This window comes from Arthrobacter sp. P1_D4 (assembly GCF_056406115.1).
Map to the genome: position 1 here is coordinate 179,119 of NZ_JBFUAU010000008.1, position 15,729 is coordinate 194,847.

The following is a 15,729-nucleotide window of genomic DNA, read 5'->3' on the forward strand; positions in this document are numbered from 1 at the left end:
CCTTGAAGGTACCCGTCCGGTTACGTACCCGTCAAGGTACATTGAGGAAATTGCGGCCTCCATCGCGGGTGGCACCCGAGCTGCATTCTCTTTCATCACTCGTTCCACCATCCCCTTAAAAAGCCCAGGGCCGCACTGGTGCACGCGCCAACTAGGTCCGCGGCACCCGCATGGGACTCCCGGTCCGTTGGCGCCGGGCGTAGCATGCAGCTATGTCGGCAAGTGAGGAACGCTACCGGGATGCCCTCGACGCCGCGGCCGGGCACGCACGCCGGTGGCTTGAGAGCCAGGAGACACGCCGGATCGGACCGAAGGCGACGGCGGCCGAGCTCGCGGCCGACTTCGGCGGCCCGTTGCCCCCACACGGGATGCCGGCCGCGGATGTGGTGGACTATCTCGCGGCCAAGGCCGAACCCGGGCTGATGGCCATGCCGTCCGGGCGGTTCTTCGGTTGGGTCATCGGCGGCACACTGCCGGCCGCCCTGGCCGCGGACTGGTTGCTCAGCGCCTGGGACCAAAATACGGGGCTGCGTTTCGCCACGCCCGCCACCGCCGCCATCGAGGAAGCCGCCGGCAAATGGATCCTCGAGCTGCTGGGTCTTCCCGAGGAGTCCGACGTCGGCTTTGCCACCGGTGCCACCATGGCCAACTTCACCGGGCTCGCCGCCGCCCGCTGGCGGCTCATGGCCGATGCCGGCTGGGACCTTGACGGCGACGGCCTCGCCGGTGCGCCCCGGATCCGCTGCTTCGCGGGCCAGGAGCGCCACGAAACGATCGACCTCGGCCTGCGCTATCTGGGCCTCGGGCACCCCACCGTGGTGCCCTCCGACCATCAGGGGCGCATCATCCCGGCCGAGCTGGACTGCGCCCTGGACCTTGCGCTCAGCACCGGGGAGGGCGGCCGCCCCGGCCCGGCCCTCGTGTGCCTGCAGGCCGGCAACCTGCATTCGGGTGCCTTCGACCCCTTCGCCGAGGCCATCGCCGTCGCGAAGGCGCACGGCGCCTGGGTCCACGTGGACGGGGCGTTCGGGCTCTGGGCGGCCGCCGTGCCCGAACTGTCCGCCCTGACCGCGGGACTCGGCCTGGCCGATTCGTGGGGCACAGATGCGCACAAGACCCTCAATGTCCCCTACGACTGCGGGATCGTGATCGTGCGCGACGCCCAGGCGCTGCGGTCGGCGATGGGGCTGCACGCCAGCTACCTGATCCAGGCCGCCGACGGGGCCGGAGACCCGTCCCAAAGAGTGCCCGAGCTCTCCCGCCGGGCCCGCGGCGTGCCGGTGTGGGCAGCGCTCAAATCCCTGGGCCGTGACGGTGTCGCCAGCCAGGTCCGCACGCTCGTGCACCGGGCCGCGCAGCTGGCCGAACAGCTCGGGGCGTTGGACGGCGTGGAGGTGCTCAACGACGTCGACTACACCCAGGTGTCCCTGGCGTTTGGCGACGACGCCGTGACCCGGTCCGTGACGGAGAGGGTCATGGCTGATGGCCGGGTCTGGATGTCCGGGTCACGCTGGCAGGACCGCGATATCCTGCGGATTTCGGTGAGCAACTGGAGCACGGACGACGCCGATGTCAGAGTCGCCGTCGACGCCGTCCGCGACGCGCTGGCGGCCGTGCGGGGCTAGCCGCCAGCTATCCCGCCAGCTTCCCCGGGCGTCGGGAGTGACTGCGGGGCGGGCAGGCCGGGAAGCGTCCGGCCGGCCAGCGTGCTCGCCACCCACAGCGATCGGGCCAGATCGCCTTCGTGATGGCGCTGCGAGGCATACCAGAGGGCGTTCTCCGCCTCGCGCGCCAGACTCCACTGCCGGGCGGCCTCGGCGTCCAGACCGGCGGCCGCACTGAAATCCGCGCACCGCGCGAGCAGCGCCCGCCCGGGATCCTGCTGGGGCAACTCCCGGATCCTGTTCCACAGCACCGGGGCCACGGCGAACTCCGCCTCGCCGACCATTGGCTGGGGATCGATCGCAGCGTACTGTTCCGGCCCCGCCGGTGGGTTCCGGGTTGCCGGCTCCGGGACGCCGGGCCGGGCCAGGACGTTCAAATAGTGCAGGTCCGCATGGACCAGGACGTCCTTGCCGGACCGCCGGCCGACGGCGCCACGGGTCTGGCAGACCTCCAGCGCCGCCTCGAGCAGCCAGCGTGGGAACGGCCGCCCGAGGTGTTCCCACGCCTCCGGGAATTCATCGCTCCACTGCTCGGCCCGTGCCGCCACGTGGTCGATTTCCCGCCACTCCGGCCGGCTGTCCGGGACCACGCTGAGCTGGCGGACCACGCCGCCCCACACCGTCACCGCTGTGTCCAACGGGACATCCAGGAGGGAGCGGCAGGCGTCCAGGCGCTCCAGGAGCAGGGCGCAGGAACCGGCGTCGGCGGCCAGCAGCCTGACGGCGCCGTGGCCTCCCCACAGGGCGAGGGCGTGGTGTTCGCGAGTGGCCTCCTCGTGCGGAAAAGCCAGCTTCAGCACGGCTGCCTCGCCCTTGCCTTGGGACCCCTGCCCGTCCCGGCGCCGCACAGGAATGACGACGCCGCCGTGCCCGTTCCAGGGAAGGGCCCCCGGTTCCAGATCCGGCTCCAGGTCCCACTGGTCGAGGAATCGCCCGATCAGGTCAGGAAGTGTCGCCAGCCAGGTGCGTCCCGCAGGGGTACGGGCGTACCGGCGGGAAAGATCAGGCGGGATGGGGACATCTGGGATCGCGTTCACGGGACCTATCGTAGGGCCGGAGGGGTCGCCGCCGCGTTGGCCTGCCCCAGGCGGACCTCGGATGGTTCCTCTGGGACCGGGGGCCTTTAGACGATGCCGCTCGCGCCGAGCGCGTTGCCGATCGCGAACGTTGCCACCAGGGCAACGGCGCCGCCAATCACCACGCGGATCGCTGCTTTGAGCTTTGAGCCACCGCCAATCCACGCGCCCACGGCGCCGGTGGCGGCCAACGCCACGAGCACGGCCACGAAGGTCAGCGGAATCCTGATGCTTTCCGGCGGCAGCAGGATGGCCATCATGGGCAGGATTGCACCGGCGAGGAACGCGATGGCAGAAGCGAACGCCGCGTGCCACGGGCTCACGATGTCGGTTTCGTCAATATGGAGTTCGGCTGAGAGGTGCGCGCCGAGCGCATCGTGCGCCGTCAGTTCCTTGGCCACGGTCCGTGCGGTCGCGGGGCTGAGGCCCTTGCCCTGGTAGATCGCCGCGAGCTCCTCGAGCTCTTCCTCCGGCTGTTCCTCCAGCTCCCGGCGCTCCTTTTCGATCAAGGCGTGCTGGCTGTCCTTCTGGCTGCTGACGGAGACATATTCCCCGAGCGCCATCGAGATAGCGCCGCCCACCACGCCCGCGGCGCCCGCGAGCAGGATTGCTCCGGTATCGGTGGTGGCGCCGGCGACGCCGACGACGATCGCTGCGACGGAGACGATGCCGTCATTGGCCCCCAGGACGCCCGCGCGGAGCCAATTGAGGCGGTGTGCGATGTCATTGTGGTGCGGCTCGTTCTCGTGCTGGGTTGCGGCGCCGGTCGTTTCCATGCCTACAGCAAATCACCCGGGGCCGGGGCATGCCAGTATTCCAAGGCTTACCAAAATAAGCCGAGGCTTGCTCCGGCGTTCAGCCCGCGGGCTGCGACGGCGTTTCGCCCGCCGGCCGCGTCGGCATCGACGCCCTGTCCAGGCCCGGCAGGGCGCCGGAATCCGCACCCCACTGCACCGCCCGCTTCGCAGACCCGAACAGTGCAGCGATGGCCCACTGCCGGGTCCCGCCCTCACTCAGCGCCACGAGGTCGCCATAGACCGGCAGGGTGGCGGCTTCCAGGTCGCCGAGGCCGGCGGCGGGGGAGGCCAGGAAGGACGGCGCCAGCGCGTAGCCCGCCTCGCGTGCTGGCACCGCGGAACAGTGCAGCCGGCTCAGGGATTCCACGGCGCCAAGGAGCGCGTCATGATGGGCCAATTCCTCGGCCGCGGATTTCGCCGCGTCGCCGCCGAGCCGGGTCAGCGCCACCTGGTAACCGTAGATGGTCTGCGCCTCGGTCCGCGCAGCCGACGCCAGGGCGCCGCCGAGGCTGGACGCGGCCGCGGTTGGCTCTCCTTCGGGTTGCGCTGCTGTGGACGGTTCTGTTGCGGCCTGACCCTCTGTGGTTGGGGCCGTTGCTGACTGCGACGGGCAGGTGCCGGACACCTGCGGCGGGGTTACGTCGGCTGCCGGCGCCGCCATTCCGGTGCCGGCGGCGAGGGCGGACGCCTGCAGCAGCTGAGCGGTGCCGACGGCGGCCAACAGCCGTGCCATGCCGCCGTCGGCCTTGGCCGCGTCCGCGAGGCGCTGGCGGCCGCTGCCTGCCAAGGCCGCCACCAGCCCGGCGGCGGTCGCCGGAAGAGGTGCGGCGGACGCTGCCGGGGGCGTTGCCCGGCCGGAGGCGGAAGCCGCGCCGGCCGGGTCCGCAGGACTTTCTCCCGGTGCCAGCAGAGCTTGCGCCTGGAGTGTCAGCAAGGTCACAGTCCGGTCGATGGCGGGATCCCCGGCATCGGCCGGACGGCCATCAGCGCCCTCGGCCGGGCCGTCTTTTGAGTCGGCCCGGGCCGCGGTGCCAAGCTGGCTGCCGGCGTCCAGCAGTTGCCGGGTTTCGGCCAGTGCGGCGGCGCGCGCCTGCTCAGAAAAGGGTGGGATCGCAGGCTCCGGCGGACTGGCCGGCGTCAGGACCACGCCAAGGCTCACCACCACCAGGGCGAGGCACACCAAAAGCACATAGCGGGGGAGCGACCGGGGAAAGTGATCCTGCCATCGCTTTTCCCTGGTGTCGTCTTTCACAACAGACCATGTTGTCATGCCGGCCCGGAACTGCGTGCACCACGCCGCCCGGAAAATCGCTAGGCTAGTACACACAACATCATCTAGCGGGAGGCGGCCGGCATCATGACCAACGCAGAAGCCACGACTTCAACAGACCGGACCGGGACGGGAAAGGCTGAAGCCGCAACCGTTCAAAATGTCGAGGCCGAGCGCCTTCACGCACTCCTGGAACCCGCAGTACTGGCGAACCGGCTGTACCTGGAGGACGTATCCATCCATGTCGCCGGCGCCAACCGGGTGGTCCACGTAGTGGTGGACCTGCCGCAGGAGGAGACCGGGGGCGTCGGGCTCGACGTCATCGCCGAGATCTCCAAGACCCTTTCGGACACCCTGGACAACGACCCCAGCATGGACGCGCGCCCCTATGAGCTCGAAGTCTCTTCACCCGGCGTCGGCCGTCCACTGACAGAGGAGCGGCACTGGCACCGTGCCCGCGGGCGGATGGTCAACGTGAACGTGATCCAAGGCGACAACGTCACCGGCAGGGTCCAGTCCGTAGACGATGGGGGAGTCACCCTCGTTCCGGAAATCGCCGTCAAGAAGGGCATGAAGCCCAAACAAGGTGAACCCGTCAAGCTTCCTTTCGACAGGATCCGCAGCGGAAAAGTCGAGATAGAGTTCAGCCACCTCGAAGAGGCCGGCTTGGAAAAAGCAAACAATGGACCTTCTGAGGAGGCCTGATGGATATTGACATGAGCGCACTGAGACTCCTGGAGCGTGAGCGTGAAATCCCGCTGGATCTCCTGATTCCAACAATCGAGCAGGCACTGCTCGTGGCCTATCACAAGACCCCCGGCGCCTTCGAAAAGGCCCGGGCCGAGCTCGACCGCAAGAGCGGCCACGTGACCATCTGGGCCACCGAGATCGACGACGACGGCGCCCCGATCGGCGAGTTCGAGGACACCCCCGCGGGCTTCGGACGCATCGCGGCGAGCACCGCACGGCAGATCATCCTGCAGCGCCTCCGGGACGCTGAGGACGACAACGTGCTGGGCCAGTTCAAGGGCCGTGAAGGTGAGCTTGTCGCCGGCACCATCCAGCAGGGCAACAACCCGCACATGATCCAGGTGAACCTGGGCACGGTGGAGGCACTGCTGCCGCCGCCCGAGCAGGTTCCCGGCGAGAAGTACATCCACGGCAACCGGCTGCGCGCTTTCGTGATCGACGTCCACCGCGGCACCAAGGGCCCGTCCATCACGCTGTCCCGCTCCCACCCCGGGCTCGTCCGGAAGCTCTTCGAACTCGAAGTTCCCGAGATCGCGGACCGTTCGGTCGAAATCGTGGCGCTTGCCCGCGAAGCCGGCCACCGCACCAAGATCGCCGTCAAGGCAAACACGCCCGGCGTGAACGCCAAGGGTGCCTGCATCGGTGAAATGGGGTCGCGTGTCCGGGCGGTCATGACTGAACTGAACGACGAGAAGATCGACATCGTTGACTACAACGACGATCCGGCGACCTTCATCGCCAGCGCCCTCTCGCCGTCGCGCGTGAATTCGGTCACAATCACCGACGAAGCCACGCGTTCGGCCCGGGTGGTCGTTCCCGACTACCAGCTCTCCCTCGCCATCGGCAAAGAGGGGCAGAACGCCCGTCTCGCCGCCAAGCTCACGGGATGGCGAATCGACATCGTCTCCGACGCCGCCGTCAACACCGGCAAATAGCGCGGGCACGCAAGCGCACGAACACGGGCACCAACAGGCGCTGCGGGCCGCCATCGCGGCCCACAGCCTGTGTGCGCTCTCACGGGTTAGCCGTGATTTCCAAGCTGACCGGCATGCCTGGGTTCGGGACCCGGGCGCCGGAGGGGCTAGAATAGACATGACCGCGCCTCACGGCCGGTATCCGTGTGTCTTTGGCGCGTCTGGGTTTTTCCCGGATTCCCGGGACGCGGTGATTCACCAAGCAGTTGTACTGGCAGGAAGATACTCGAACGTGGCACATGTGCAACACCTCGGGAATCAGCCGCAGCGCACCTGTATCGGATGCCGACAAAAAGGATCGCGGTCGGAGTTACTCCGGCTCGTCGCCGGCGCCGGTGGTTCGTCCGCCGTCGTGGTGGATGAACGACGCCGGATGGCTGGCCGGGGAGCATGGCTGCACCCCAGCGAAAAGTGCCTGGCACTGGCGGTCAAACGTCGAGCGTTCGGCCGCGCCCTCAACGGCGCAGCCGGTACAGCCGATGTTGAACGCCGGATCACTGCCGGCACGGAAGCCGTGGGCACCCCGGTGGCCGCAGCAACAACCGTCCAACCTGAAAGCGGGTCAGAAAACTGATGGAAACCCGATGAGTTCCCAGCGATGAGTGCGCAACGATGACAACTTTGTTGCGCTCTGCAATGGGCCTTTCAGCTGCATTCGCGGCGGAGGCCCGCAGTAAGAAGTAGACGGTTCGTGCCTGGCTCGGTGCGGACCGAGACAGGAGAAATGTGGCCAAGGTCCGCGTACATGAGCTTGCTAAAGAGCTCGGTATTACTTCCAAAGATGCAGTAACCAAACTGCAGGAACTGGGCGAATTCGTTCGCTCCGCCTCGTCAACAATCGAGGCTCCCGTTGTGCGGAAACTGCGCAACGCTTACCCCGACGCCCCCGCAGCTTCGAAGTCAGAAGCTCCGGCGTCCGCCCCCCAGGCATCTGCCAGCCCGGCAGCGACCCGTCCGGCGCCTGCGCCTGGCCCCGCTGCGCCCACAGCGCCGGCGGCTGCAGTACCCAAGGCTGAAGCTCCGGCTCCGGCCGCTGCGGCACCTGCCGCCGCGCCCGCCGCTCCGGCAGCCCCCGCCGCCCAGGCCCCGGCAGCCCCCGCCGCCCAGGCCCCGGCCGCTCCGTCGACGGGCGTCAAGCCCGGCGCGCGTCCGGCCCCTAAGGCTGAAACCCCGGCTGCTCCGGCACGCCAGGGTGGTTCTGCACCGCGTCCGGGCGGTCCCCGTCCCGGCAACAACCCGTTCGCCACGTCCCAGGGCATGCCCCGCGGCCGCGGCGGCGACAACGAACGTCCCTCGCGTCCGGGCAACAACCCGTTCGCTCCTTCCCAGGGCATGCCCCGTCCGGGCGGAAGCCGCACCGAGGGTGAACGCCCCGGTGGTCCGCGCCCCGCAGCAGGCGCAGGCGGCCCCCGTCCGGGTGGTCCCCGTCCGGCAGCAGGCGCAGGCGGCCCCCGCCCCGGCGCCCCGCGTCCGGCCGGCGCTCCCGGCGCCGGTCGTCCGGCAGGAGCCGGCGGCAACCGCCCGACTCCCGGCATGATGCCTAACCGCACCGAACGTCCCGCACCCGCTGGTGCCGGCCGTCCCGGCGGCGGAGGCCGTGGTCCGGGCCGTCCGGGTGGCGCTCCGGGTACCGGTGCTCCCGGTGCCGGTGGCGGCGCTCCGGCCGGTGGTGGCTTTGGTAAGGGCGGTCGCGGTCGCGGCGGCACCCAGGGTGCCTTCGGTAAGGGCGGCGCAGGCCGTGGCAAGCAGCGCAAGTCGAAGCGTGCCAAGCGTCAGGAACTGGAGCAGATGAGTGCTCCGTCGCTGGGTGGCGTGAGCGTACCCCGCGGCGACGGCAACACCGTAGTCCGGCTTCGCCGTGGCTCGTCCATCACGGACTTTGCCGACAAGATCGAGGCAAACCCGGCAGCACTGGTGACGGTCCTCTTCCACCTCGGCGAAATGGCCACGGCCACGCAGTCGCTGGATGAAGAGACCTTCGCCCTGCTCGGCGAGGAGCTTGGTTACAAGCTCCAGGTTGTGTCCCCGGAGGACGAGGAGCGCGAGCTGCTCTCCACCTTCGACATCGACTTCGACGCCGAACTGGAAGCCGAAGGCGATGAAGACCTCGAGGCACGTCCTCCGGTTGTCACCGTCATGGGTCACGTTGACCACGGTAAGACCCGACTGCTCGATGCCATCCGCAAGTCCGACGTTATGGCGGGCGAGCACGGCGGTATCACGCAGCACATCGGTGCCTACCAGGTCACCCACGCCCACGAAGGCATCGATCGCAAGATCACCTTCATCGATACTCCGGGCCACGAGGCGTTCACCGCCATGCGTGCCCGTGGTGCGAAGGTTACCGACATCGCCATCCTGGTGGTCGCAGCGGACGACGGCGTCATGCCGCAGACCGTTGAGGCCCTCAACCACGCCCAGGCGGCCAACGTGCCGATCGTCGTGGCCGTGAACAAGATCGACAAGGAAGGCGCCAACCCGGACAAGGTCCGCGGCCAGCTGACCGAGTACGGCCTGGTTCCGGAAGAATACGGTGGCGACACCATGTTCGTGGAGGTCTCTGCCCGCCAGAACCTGAACATCGACGAGCTCCTCGGCGCCGTTCTGCTCACCGCAGACGCTGCCCTGGACATGCGCGCCAACCCGAACAAGGACGCCCGCGGTATCGCGATTGAAGCCAACCTGGATAAGGGCCGCGGTTCCGTGGCCACCGTCCTGGTTCAGTCCGGTACCCTGCACGTCGGCGACACCATCGTGGCAGGCACGGCCCACGGCCGCGTCCGTGCGATGTTCGACGACGACGGCAGCGCCCTGACCGAGGCCGGCCCGTCCCGCCCCGTGCAGGTGCTGGGTCTGTCCAACGTCCCGCGCGCCGGTGACACCTTCTTCGTGACCGCTGACGAGCGTACCGCCCGCCAGATCGCCGAGAAGCGTGAAGCCGCCGACCGCAACGCCGCCCTGGCCAAGCGCCGCAAGCGCATCAGCCTGGAAGACTTCGACCAGGCCGTCGCCGATGGCAAGATCGACACCCTCAACCTCATCCTCAAGGGTGACGTGTCCGGTGCCGTGGAAGCCCTCGAAGACGCGCTGCTCAAGATCGACGTCGGCGAGGGTGTCCAGCTCCGCGTCATCCACCGCGGTGTCGGTGCGATCACGCAGAACGACGTCAACCTGGCAACGGTCGACAGCGCCGTCATCATCGGCTTCAACGTCAAGCCCGCCGAGCGTGTTGCCGAACTGGCAGACCGCGAAGGCGTGGACATGCGCTTCTACTCCGTCATCTACGCAGCAATCGATGACATTGAGGCAGCCCTCAAGGGCATGCTCAAGCCGGAGTACGAAGAGGTCCAGCTTGGCACCGCCGAGGTCCGCGAAGTGTTCCGTTCCTCCAAGTTCGGCAACATTGCAGGCTCGATCGTCCGCTCCGGTGTTATCCGGCGCAACGCCAAGGCCCGCATCAGCCGCGACGGCAAGATCATCGGTGACAACCTCACCGTTGAGACGCTCAAGCGCTTCAAGGACGACGCTACCGAGGTCCGCACGGACTTCGAGTGTGGAATCGGTCTTGGCTCGTTCAACGACATCACCGAAGGTGACATCATCGAGACCTTCGAGATGCGCGAGAAGCCGCGCGTCTAGGTTGGTTTAGCAGTACAGGTGCGGGGCCGTTGGATTTTCCGGCGGCCCTGCACTTTTCCGCCGTAGAGGGGGCCCCGCCCCTACGCTGGGTGGCCGACGTCTTACGACGTCGGCCCGCGTGGCATGAAAACCCAACTGGTGTACGGCAGCCGTTACAGCGCCGTCGTACATCCAAATTTTTAGGAGTGGAAATGGCTGATCCCGCACGGGCCGCCAAGTTGGCGCAGCGGATTAAGGTTGTCGTTGCTGAGGCGCTGGGCCGGAGGGTGAAGGATCCCCGCCTGGAAGGCGTCACCGTGACTGACTCTCGGGTGACCAACGACCTGCAGCACGCAACTGTTTACTACACCGTGTTCGGTGACGAGGTGGCCCAGGCCGATGCCGCCAAGGGGCTTGAGAAGGCCAAGGGCGTGCTGCGGCAGGAAGTCGGGCGGAACATCACCGTGCGGCTGACTCCGACGCTCGAGTTCGTGGCTGACCAGATCCCTGTCAACGCCTCGAACCTTGAGGAGCTGCTCCGGGCGGCGAAGAAGCGGGACGCCGAGGTGGCCGCGCTTGCCGAAAGTGCAAAGCACGCCGGCGACGCCGATCCTTACAAGAGTGACACTCCGCAGGACGTGGAGCTCGACGAGGACGACTTTGACGAAGAGGACTTGGACCTCATTGACAACGACGCAATCGATGAGGACCGCAACAAGTAGGAATGCCTTCCACAGCAGGGGCCGGAACCGGTAACGGATCCGGCCCCTGCTGTTCCGGGTCTTGGTGCTGCTAGGTGCCAGAGGCGCTATTTTGCGATGCGTGCTTGAGGCTCAGGACCGCGACTTGGCCGTTGGGGGGTGTTTTCGAGGGGCCCTCAGGCGGAAGGGCGTTGACGGTGGCGTACAGCGTGGAACCTTGAAGGGCGACGTCGGCCGTGAGCCCAGCGCTCAACAGCGTGCTCTGCCGGCCGGAGTCCCCGTCGATCTTGAGGACTCCCATACCAAACAGGGACGCGACGAACACGTCGCCGTCGTTATCGACCGCCAAGCCGGTGGGGGACAGGATCTTGTCCGCGAACACCTTCACGTAACCGTTGTCCGGATCCACCTTGAAGACGGCGCCCCTGGCCCCAAAGGACGGGTCCTCGGGTCCTCCCGGCAACGACGTGACGTAGAGCCAGCCGTCCGGCCCAACCCCAACATCGGTGGGTACCGGCTCGAAGTCGTAGCTCCGCCCGACCACGCAGGCCGGCAGGTGGTTGGCGGCTGCGGCTTCGGCCGTAATCGTGAACGGCCGAGGCGGCAGTACAGCGACGGTCCGTGTCTTCCCGCTCTCTATATCAACGGACACCACGCTGTTTGCGCCCGCATCCGCCACATAGAGGGTGTGGCCGGAGACGGTAATCCCGTATGGATGGGAATCCACTTCACCGTTGTAGGCCGCCGGCATCTCGGGCGGCAGCAGCGCTGCGCACCCGTTCGGCAGGTTGCGGAAGCCGTAGTGGACTTCTCCGTCGGCGTTATGCCCAGCTTCCAGTGCGGCGAAGTCGCCGTAGGTGCGTTGCCGACCGTCGCCATCGATGGTGTGAACATGACCGGCGAGCGGACGTTGGTCCTCGGGCCCAGCGCCCTGGCTCTCGAGGAAGTAGGTTGTCGATCCGCGCTGGGCATTTCCGGCGACGTCCCAAGCAGGATTCGAGTAGAGGACGCTCTTGGTACCGTGAGCGTCGATCCGGGTCAGCCGGCCCGCGAATTCTTCGCTGACCGTGACGGTTTTGTCATGGCCGGCGCTGACATGAAGCGGGGCCACCAGTCCGCCCGCCAGAGTGGCCGGTGGCTGTCCGTTCGGGGTGGCGGCCGCAGCCGTGAGGGTGGAAAGGAACACCGCGGCGATAGCAGCCGCGGATGGAAATGTCATTAGTTTTCTCATGGTGTGCTCCCGTGGCCGTGATGAAGTATCCACAGTTCGAGACCGATGAGACCGTTTGAAGATCGGGGAAGCACAGCCGGAAACCCACGCCTGCTTCCCAAGCGGATTGTATTCCAGCGGGCCGGCGAAGTCGACAGTTCCCGCGGACGCTCATTTCTCCTGGCTTGTCTCCTGTCCTCGGCGTCGGTGACGTTCGACTCTATGCCCGTCCAAGTGCAGGCGAGTCCCATGGACCCATGAGTGCGTGTATGCGGGAAGGCACCGGCGTGCCGTGGAATCCAGCCTGATCAAGTGCCCGCACTGCGGGAAGACCAACCGGATTCCCGCGGCGGCTGCCGGGCACCCGCGCTGCGGCAATTGTGGCCAGGATCTTCCGTGGATAGTGGCGGCGGGTGACGCAGATTTTCCGATTGTGGCGGAGCAGTCTTCGGTTCCGGTTCTCGTCGATTTCTGGGCGGCCTGGTGCGGGCCGTGCCGGATGGTCAGCCCGGTGCTGGACAAGCTGGCGGTGGAGCGGGCCGGTAAGGTCAAGCTCGTGAAGGTCGACGTCGACACCTCCCCGGGGCTGTCCCGCCGGTTCGATGTCCAGGCCATTCCAACGTTGCTTGTCATCAAGAACGGGGCAGTGGCGGCCCGCCAGGCTGGAGCGCCGCAAGCCGCGGCCCTCCGCAGTTGGCTCGACGCCGCGCTGTCCGCCTAGCGGCGTCTTGAGCGTCCTCGGGCTCCCAGGCCGCCGCCCAGCACGGGAGATCCCATGCCCAGGAGATAGCCGAAGTCGTACCAGTTTCCCGCACGGGCGGAGTTGTAGAACGGGAATTCGCTCCAGAAGCCGAAGACATGGGCGATCAGGACGATCCATGCCGTCAGCCCATTCCAGAAACCCCACAACAGGTCTTGCCACCACACGATGTACTCCCTCGGCCGGAAATCGGCGGCGCCCTGTCGGGCCAGCCCGCCGCCAGTACACCGGGCAGGCCTGGAATCGCCGTGAGCTCAGGCTAGGGCGCCAGCTTCGCCGGCGATAGGGCCGGTTGACCCGTCGGTGCCCGCAGGCTCGCGCGCAGGGATGCGCCCGAGGCCCTCCACCAGATCGGCTTGACTGCCGCAGAGCGCGATCCGGATCCAACCCTCGCCGATCGAGCCGAACGCCGTGCCGGGGGCGAAGGCCACCCCGGAGTCCGCCAGGAAGCGGCGCGTCCATGACCGGACATCCCCGCCACTGGCATGCGAGACGTCCGCCCACAAATAGAACGCGCCTTGGGCCGCGAGGTAGCGGATGCCGCGGGCGCGCAGCACCGCCGAGGCCGCGTCGCGGTTGGCCCGGTAGTGGGCATGGGCGTGGCTGACGTAGTCCTGCGGACCGGTCAGCGCTGCCAGCGCGGCGTACTGCGACGGCGAGGCCACGCACGACACGATCGACTCCATGACGTTGTTCATCTTCTGTTCCAGCCCCGGCGGGCAGATCAGCGCACCGATCCGCAGTCCCGTCAGCCCGTAGGTTTTGGAGAGCGTGAGCGAGGTGAAAACGCGTGCTTCGCCTGGGGCGTCGCTGTCGAAGCGGGCCGGGCTGATGTGCGGGACATCGTAGGTGAACGCCTCGTAGCATTCGTCCGAGATGACCCACAGATCGTGCCGCCTCGCCAGCTCCACGAGCCGGCGGGTCAGATCCTCGCCCAGGACAGCACCGAGCGGGTTGGACGGGGAATTCAGGATCAGCACCTTGGTGCGGGGCGTGATGAGCGCCTCGATGTCCTCGATCCGCGGCTGGAAATCGTGCTCCGGGTACAGCGGGTAGCGGACCGGAACGGCGTGCAGCAGGCTGGACGTCATCGCGAAGGTGGGGTAGCCGGGATTTGGGATGAGGATCTCATCCCCGGGGGAGAGCAACAGGCTCATGGCGAAATGCAGGCCCTGCTGGGCGCCGTCGACCACGTAGACGCGCTCCGCGCCGACCGGCGTCGCATTGTGTTCACGGAAGCGGGCGGCGAAGGCCTCCCGCAGCGCGGGGATTCCGGCGTTCGGTGTGTAGTTGGTCTCGTCCCGGTCGAGGCAGGCCATGCCGGCCTCGAGGACATGGCGGGGGACTGCGAAGCCCGGCTCCCCGATACTCAGCACGATCGCACCGGGCGTTCCCCAGGCGGCTTCGGTGATCTCGCGGATCTGGTTGATCGGGACGTCGCGGACATGTGCGGCAAGCTCGGGCATGTCTGCCATCCTAACGCCCGGCGTCCGCGGTGGCGGCGGGACGGTGGGCGTCGGGGCAGGGCTTGCCCGCATATACTGGGAGGCGTGCTTTCTGGACTGGTGATAGTAGACAAACCGCAAGGTTGGACCAGCCACGATGTGGTTGGACGGATGCGGCGGATTGCCGGTACCCGAAAGGTTGGCCACGCCGGGACACTGGATCCGATGGCCACCGGCGTTCTGGTGGTGGGCATCAACAAGGCCACCCGGCTGCTGACCTACATCGTGGGCACGTCCAAGACCTACACGGCCACCATCAGGCTCGGTGAATCCACCGTGACAGACGATGCCGAAGGCGAGGTCACCGCCACCCGCAGCGCCGCCGGGGTCACCGAAGACGCCGTCCGCGCCGGCGTCGCGGCACTGACCGGGGAAATCGAGCAGGTTCCCAGCAGCGTCAGTGCCATCAAGGTCAACGGCGAACGCGCCTACGCCCGGGTCCGGTCCGGTGAAGAGGTCAAGCTCGCAGCCCGGCCTGTAACGATCCACCGCTTTGAGATCCACGAGACCCGTCCCGTCCACGACGGCGAGGCCCTCGACGTCGACGTCACCGTGGAGTGCTCCTCCGGTACCTACATCCGTGCCCTGGCCCGCGACCTCGGCGGTGCTCTCGGCGTCGGCGGCCACCTGACTGCACTGCGGAGGACTCAAGTGGGTCCATACACCCTTGATCAGGCGCACACCCTCGAACAATTGGCCGAGACGCTGGACGTCCTGGAAATCTCGGACGCCGCACGGGCACTCATGCCGAACCGTGAACTCAGCGAGGCGGAAACCACCGAGATTTCCTTCGGCCGCAGAATCGGAGCCGGAGCAACCGCAGGCACGCCCGAGGCAGCGACCGCGGACAAACCGGCAGCGGCGTTCGCGCCGGATGGTTCGCTCGTGGCCCTCCTGGCCGATGCGGGAAGCTACGCCAAACCTGTGCTCGTCTTCGCGCCGGATAATGAAAAGCCGGGCAACGAAAAGCCCGGCAACGGCAAGCCGACTACAGAAAAGCGGCCAACAGATAAGCAGCCCACCGAAAAGCCGGCCGGCCAGTAGTGGACGCGTATTTCTACATCATTCTGGTGGTTGGCCTGCTCTCCAGCATCATCTGCGTCGTCGCGGGCCTCCTGAAAAAGGCGCCCAACGACACGACGATACTGTCGGTGGCCGCCGTCGAACTTGCCCTCCTGGTCTATCTGGGGGGTTCGATTGTCCGGGTGGCCAGCGGCGAGCGGATCGCGGGAGAGTCCTGGGAGTTCTGGGGCTATCTGGCCACGGCGCTGATCCTTCCGATCGGGGCCGTTTACTGGTCCATCCTGGAGCGGACCCGCTGGAGCAACTTTGTCCTGGCCGCCGTCGGCGTCACCGCCCTGGTGATGGCGGCGCGCATGAACCAGATCTGGTATTGAGATGGAA

The 15,729-nt window shown here is 67.5% G+C and carries 15 protein-coding genes; 9 read left to right on the plus strand and 6 right to left on the minus strand.

The window, feature by feature from the left end; genetic code table 11:
* The first annotated feature begins 212 nt into the window (after positions 1–212).
* Positions 213–1,625, plus strand: coding sequence for a pyridoxal phosphate-dependent decarboxylase family protein (locus AC1D0A_RS09515; protein ID WP_476945671.1), 1,413 nt, complete (start codon positions 213–215; stop codon positions 1,623–1,625).
* Here the strand turns inward: AC1D0A_RS09515 and AC1D0A_RS09520 are convergent.
* From AC1D0A_RS09520 to AC1D0A_RS09530, 3 genes are all read right to left on the minus strand, one after another.
* Positions 1,622–2,701: an aminoglycoside phosphotransferase family protein gene (locus tag AC1D0A_RS09520; RefSeq protein WP_476945672.1), complete on the minus strand. Its 1,080-nt coding sequence runs from the start codon at positions 2,699–2,701 to the stop codon at positions 1,622–1,624. The genes AC1D0A_RS09515 and AC1D0A_RS09520 overlap by 4 nt on opposite strands.
* Positions 2,702–2,787: 86 nt before the next feature.
* The gene (locus AC1D0A_RS09525; protein WP_028277118.1) at positions 2,788–3,516 is read right to left on the minus strand and encodes a VIT1/CCC1 transporter family protein; all 729 of its coding nucleotides are present in this window, start codon (positions 3,514–3,516) and stop codon (positions 2,788–2,790) included.
* A 79-nt stretch (positions 3,517–3,595) separates the two neighbouring features.
* Positions 3,596–4,789, minus strand: a complete 1,194-nt coding sequence (locus tag AC1D0A_RS09530; protein WP_476945673.1) for a ferritin-like domain-containing protein — start codon at positions 4,787–4,789, stop codon at positions 3,596–3,598.
* Between the two features lie 105 nt (positions 4,790–4,894).
* Between AC1D0A_RS09530 and AC1D0A_RS09535 the strand changes: the two genes are divergently transcribed.
* From AC1D0A_RS09535 to rbfA, 5 genes are all read left to right on the plus strand, one after another.
* Positions 4,895–5,512 (plus strand): ribosome maturation factor RimP, encoded by a 618-nt coding sequence (locus AC1D0A_RS09535; RefSeq protein WP_028277119.1) that lies wholly within the window; start codon positions 4,895–4,897, stop codon positions 5,510–5,512.
* A complete protein-coding gene (gene nusA, locus AC1D0A_RS09540) occupies positions 5,512–6,492 on the plus strand; it encodes a transcription termination factor NusA (RefSeq protein WP_018774503.1) in 981 nt (326 codons plus the stop codon). Before AC1D0A_RS09535 ends, nusA begins: the two co-directional genes overlap by 1 nt.
* A 157-nt stretch (positions 6,493–6,649) precedes the next feature.
* On the plus strand, positions 6,650–7,105 hold the full coding sequence (locus tag AC1D0A_RS09545) for a YlxR family protein (protein ID WP_308197235.1): 456 nt from the start codon (positions 6,650–6,652) through the stop codon (positions 7,103–7,105).
* Between the two features lie 152 nt (positions 7,106–7,257).
* The gene (gene infB, locus AC1D0A_RS09550; protein WP_476945674.1) at positions 7,258–10,170 is read left to right on the plus strand and encodes a translation initiation factor IF-2; all 2,913 of its coding nucleotides are present in this window, start codon (positions 7,258–7,260) and stop codon (positions 10,168–10,170) included.
* Between the two features lie 191 nt (positions 10,171–10,361).
* A complete protein-coding gene (gene rbfA, locus AC1D0A_RS09555; RefSeq protein ID WP_018774499.1) occupies positions 10,362–10,871 on the plus strand; it encodes a 30S ribosome-binding factor RbfA in 510 nt (169 codons plus the stop codon).
* 70 nt (positions 10,872–10,941) lie between these two features.
* Here the strand turns inward: rbfA and AC1D0A_RS09560 are convergent, their stop codons facing one another.
* Positions 10,942–12,069, minus strand: coding sequence for a ScyD/ScyE family protein (locus AC1D0A_RS09560; RefSeq protein ID WP_476945675.1), 1,128 nt, complete (start codon positions 12,067–12,069; stop codon positions 10,942–10,944).
* A gap of 283 nt (positions 12,070–12,352) precedes the next feature.
* Between AC1D0A_RS09560 and trxA the strand changes: the two genes are divergently transcribed.
* Positions 12,353–12,781 carry a thioredoxin gene (gene trxA / locus AC1D0A_RS09565; protein WP_476945676.1) on the plus strand — a complete coding sequence of 143 codons (429 nt, stop codon included), beginning with the start codon at positions 12,353–12,355 and terminating at the stop codon, positions 12,779–12,781.
* Here trxA and AC1D0A_RS09570 read toward each other — a convergent pair.
* Both AC1D0A_RS09570 and AC1D0A_RS09575 read right to left on the minus strand, forming a co-directional pair.
* Positions 12,778–12,987, minus strand: a complete 210-nt coding sequence (locus AC1D0A_RS09570; RefSeq protein ID WP_028278246.1) for a hypothetical protein — start codon at positions 12,985–12,987, stop codon at positions 12,778–12,780. The genes trxA and AC1D0A_RS09570 overlap by 4 nt on opposite strands.
* Positions 12,988–13,074: 87 nt before the next feature.
* The gene (locus AC1D0A_RS09575; RefSeq protein WP_243181742.1) at positions 13,075–14,286 is read right to left on the minus strand and encodes a pyridoxal phosphate-dependent aminotransferase; all 1,212 of its coding nucleotides are present in this window, start codon (positions 14,284–14,286) and stop codon (positions 13,075–13,077) included.
* 84 nt (positions 14,287–14,370) lie between these two features.
* On the opposite strand from AC1D0A_RS09575, the gene truB reads away from it, so the two are divergent.
* Together truB and AC1D0A_RS09585 are read left to right on the plus strand one after the other, a co-directional pair.
* Positions 14,371–15,369: a tRNA pseudouridine(55) synthase TruB gene (gene truB / locus AC1D0A_RS09580; protein WP_476945677.1), complete on the plus strand. Its 999-nt coding sequence runs from the start codon at positions 14,371–14,373 to the stop codon at positions 15,367–15,369.
* Positions 15,369–15,722 carry a hypothetical protein gene (locus AC1D0A_RS09585; RefSeq protein ID WP_028278244.1) on the plus strand — a complete coding sequence of 118 codons (354 nt, stop codon included), beginning with the start codon at positions 15,369–15,371 and terminating at the stop codon, positions 15,720–15,722. The genes truB and AC1D0A_RS09585 overlap by 1 nt, the downstream gene beginning before the upstream one ends.
* Positions 15,723–15,729 lie beyond the last annotated feature (7 nt).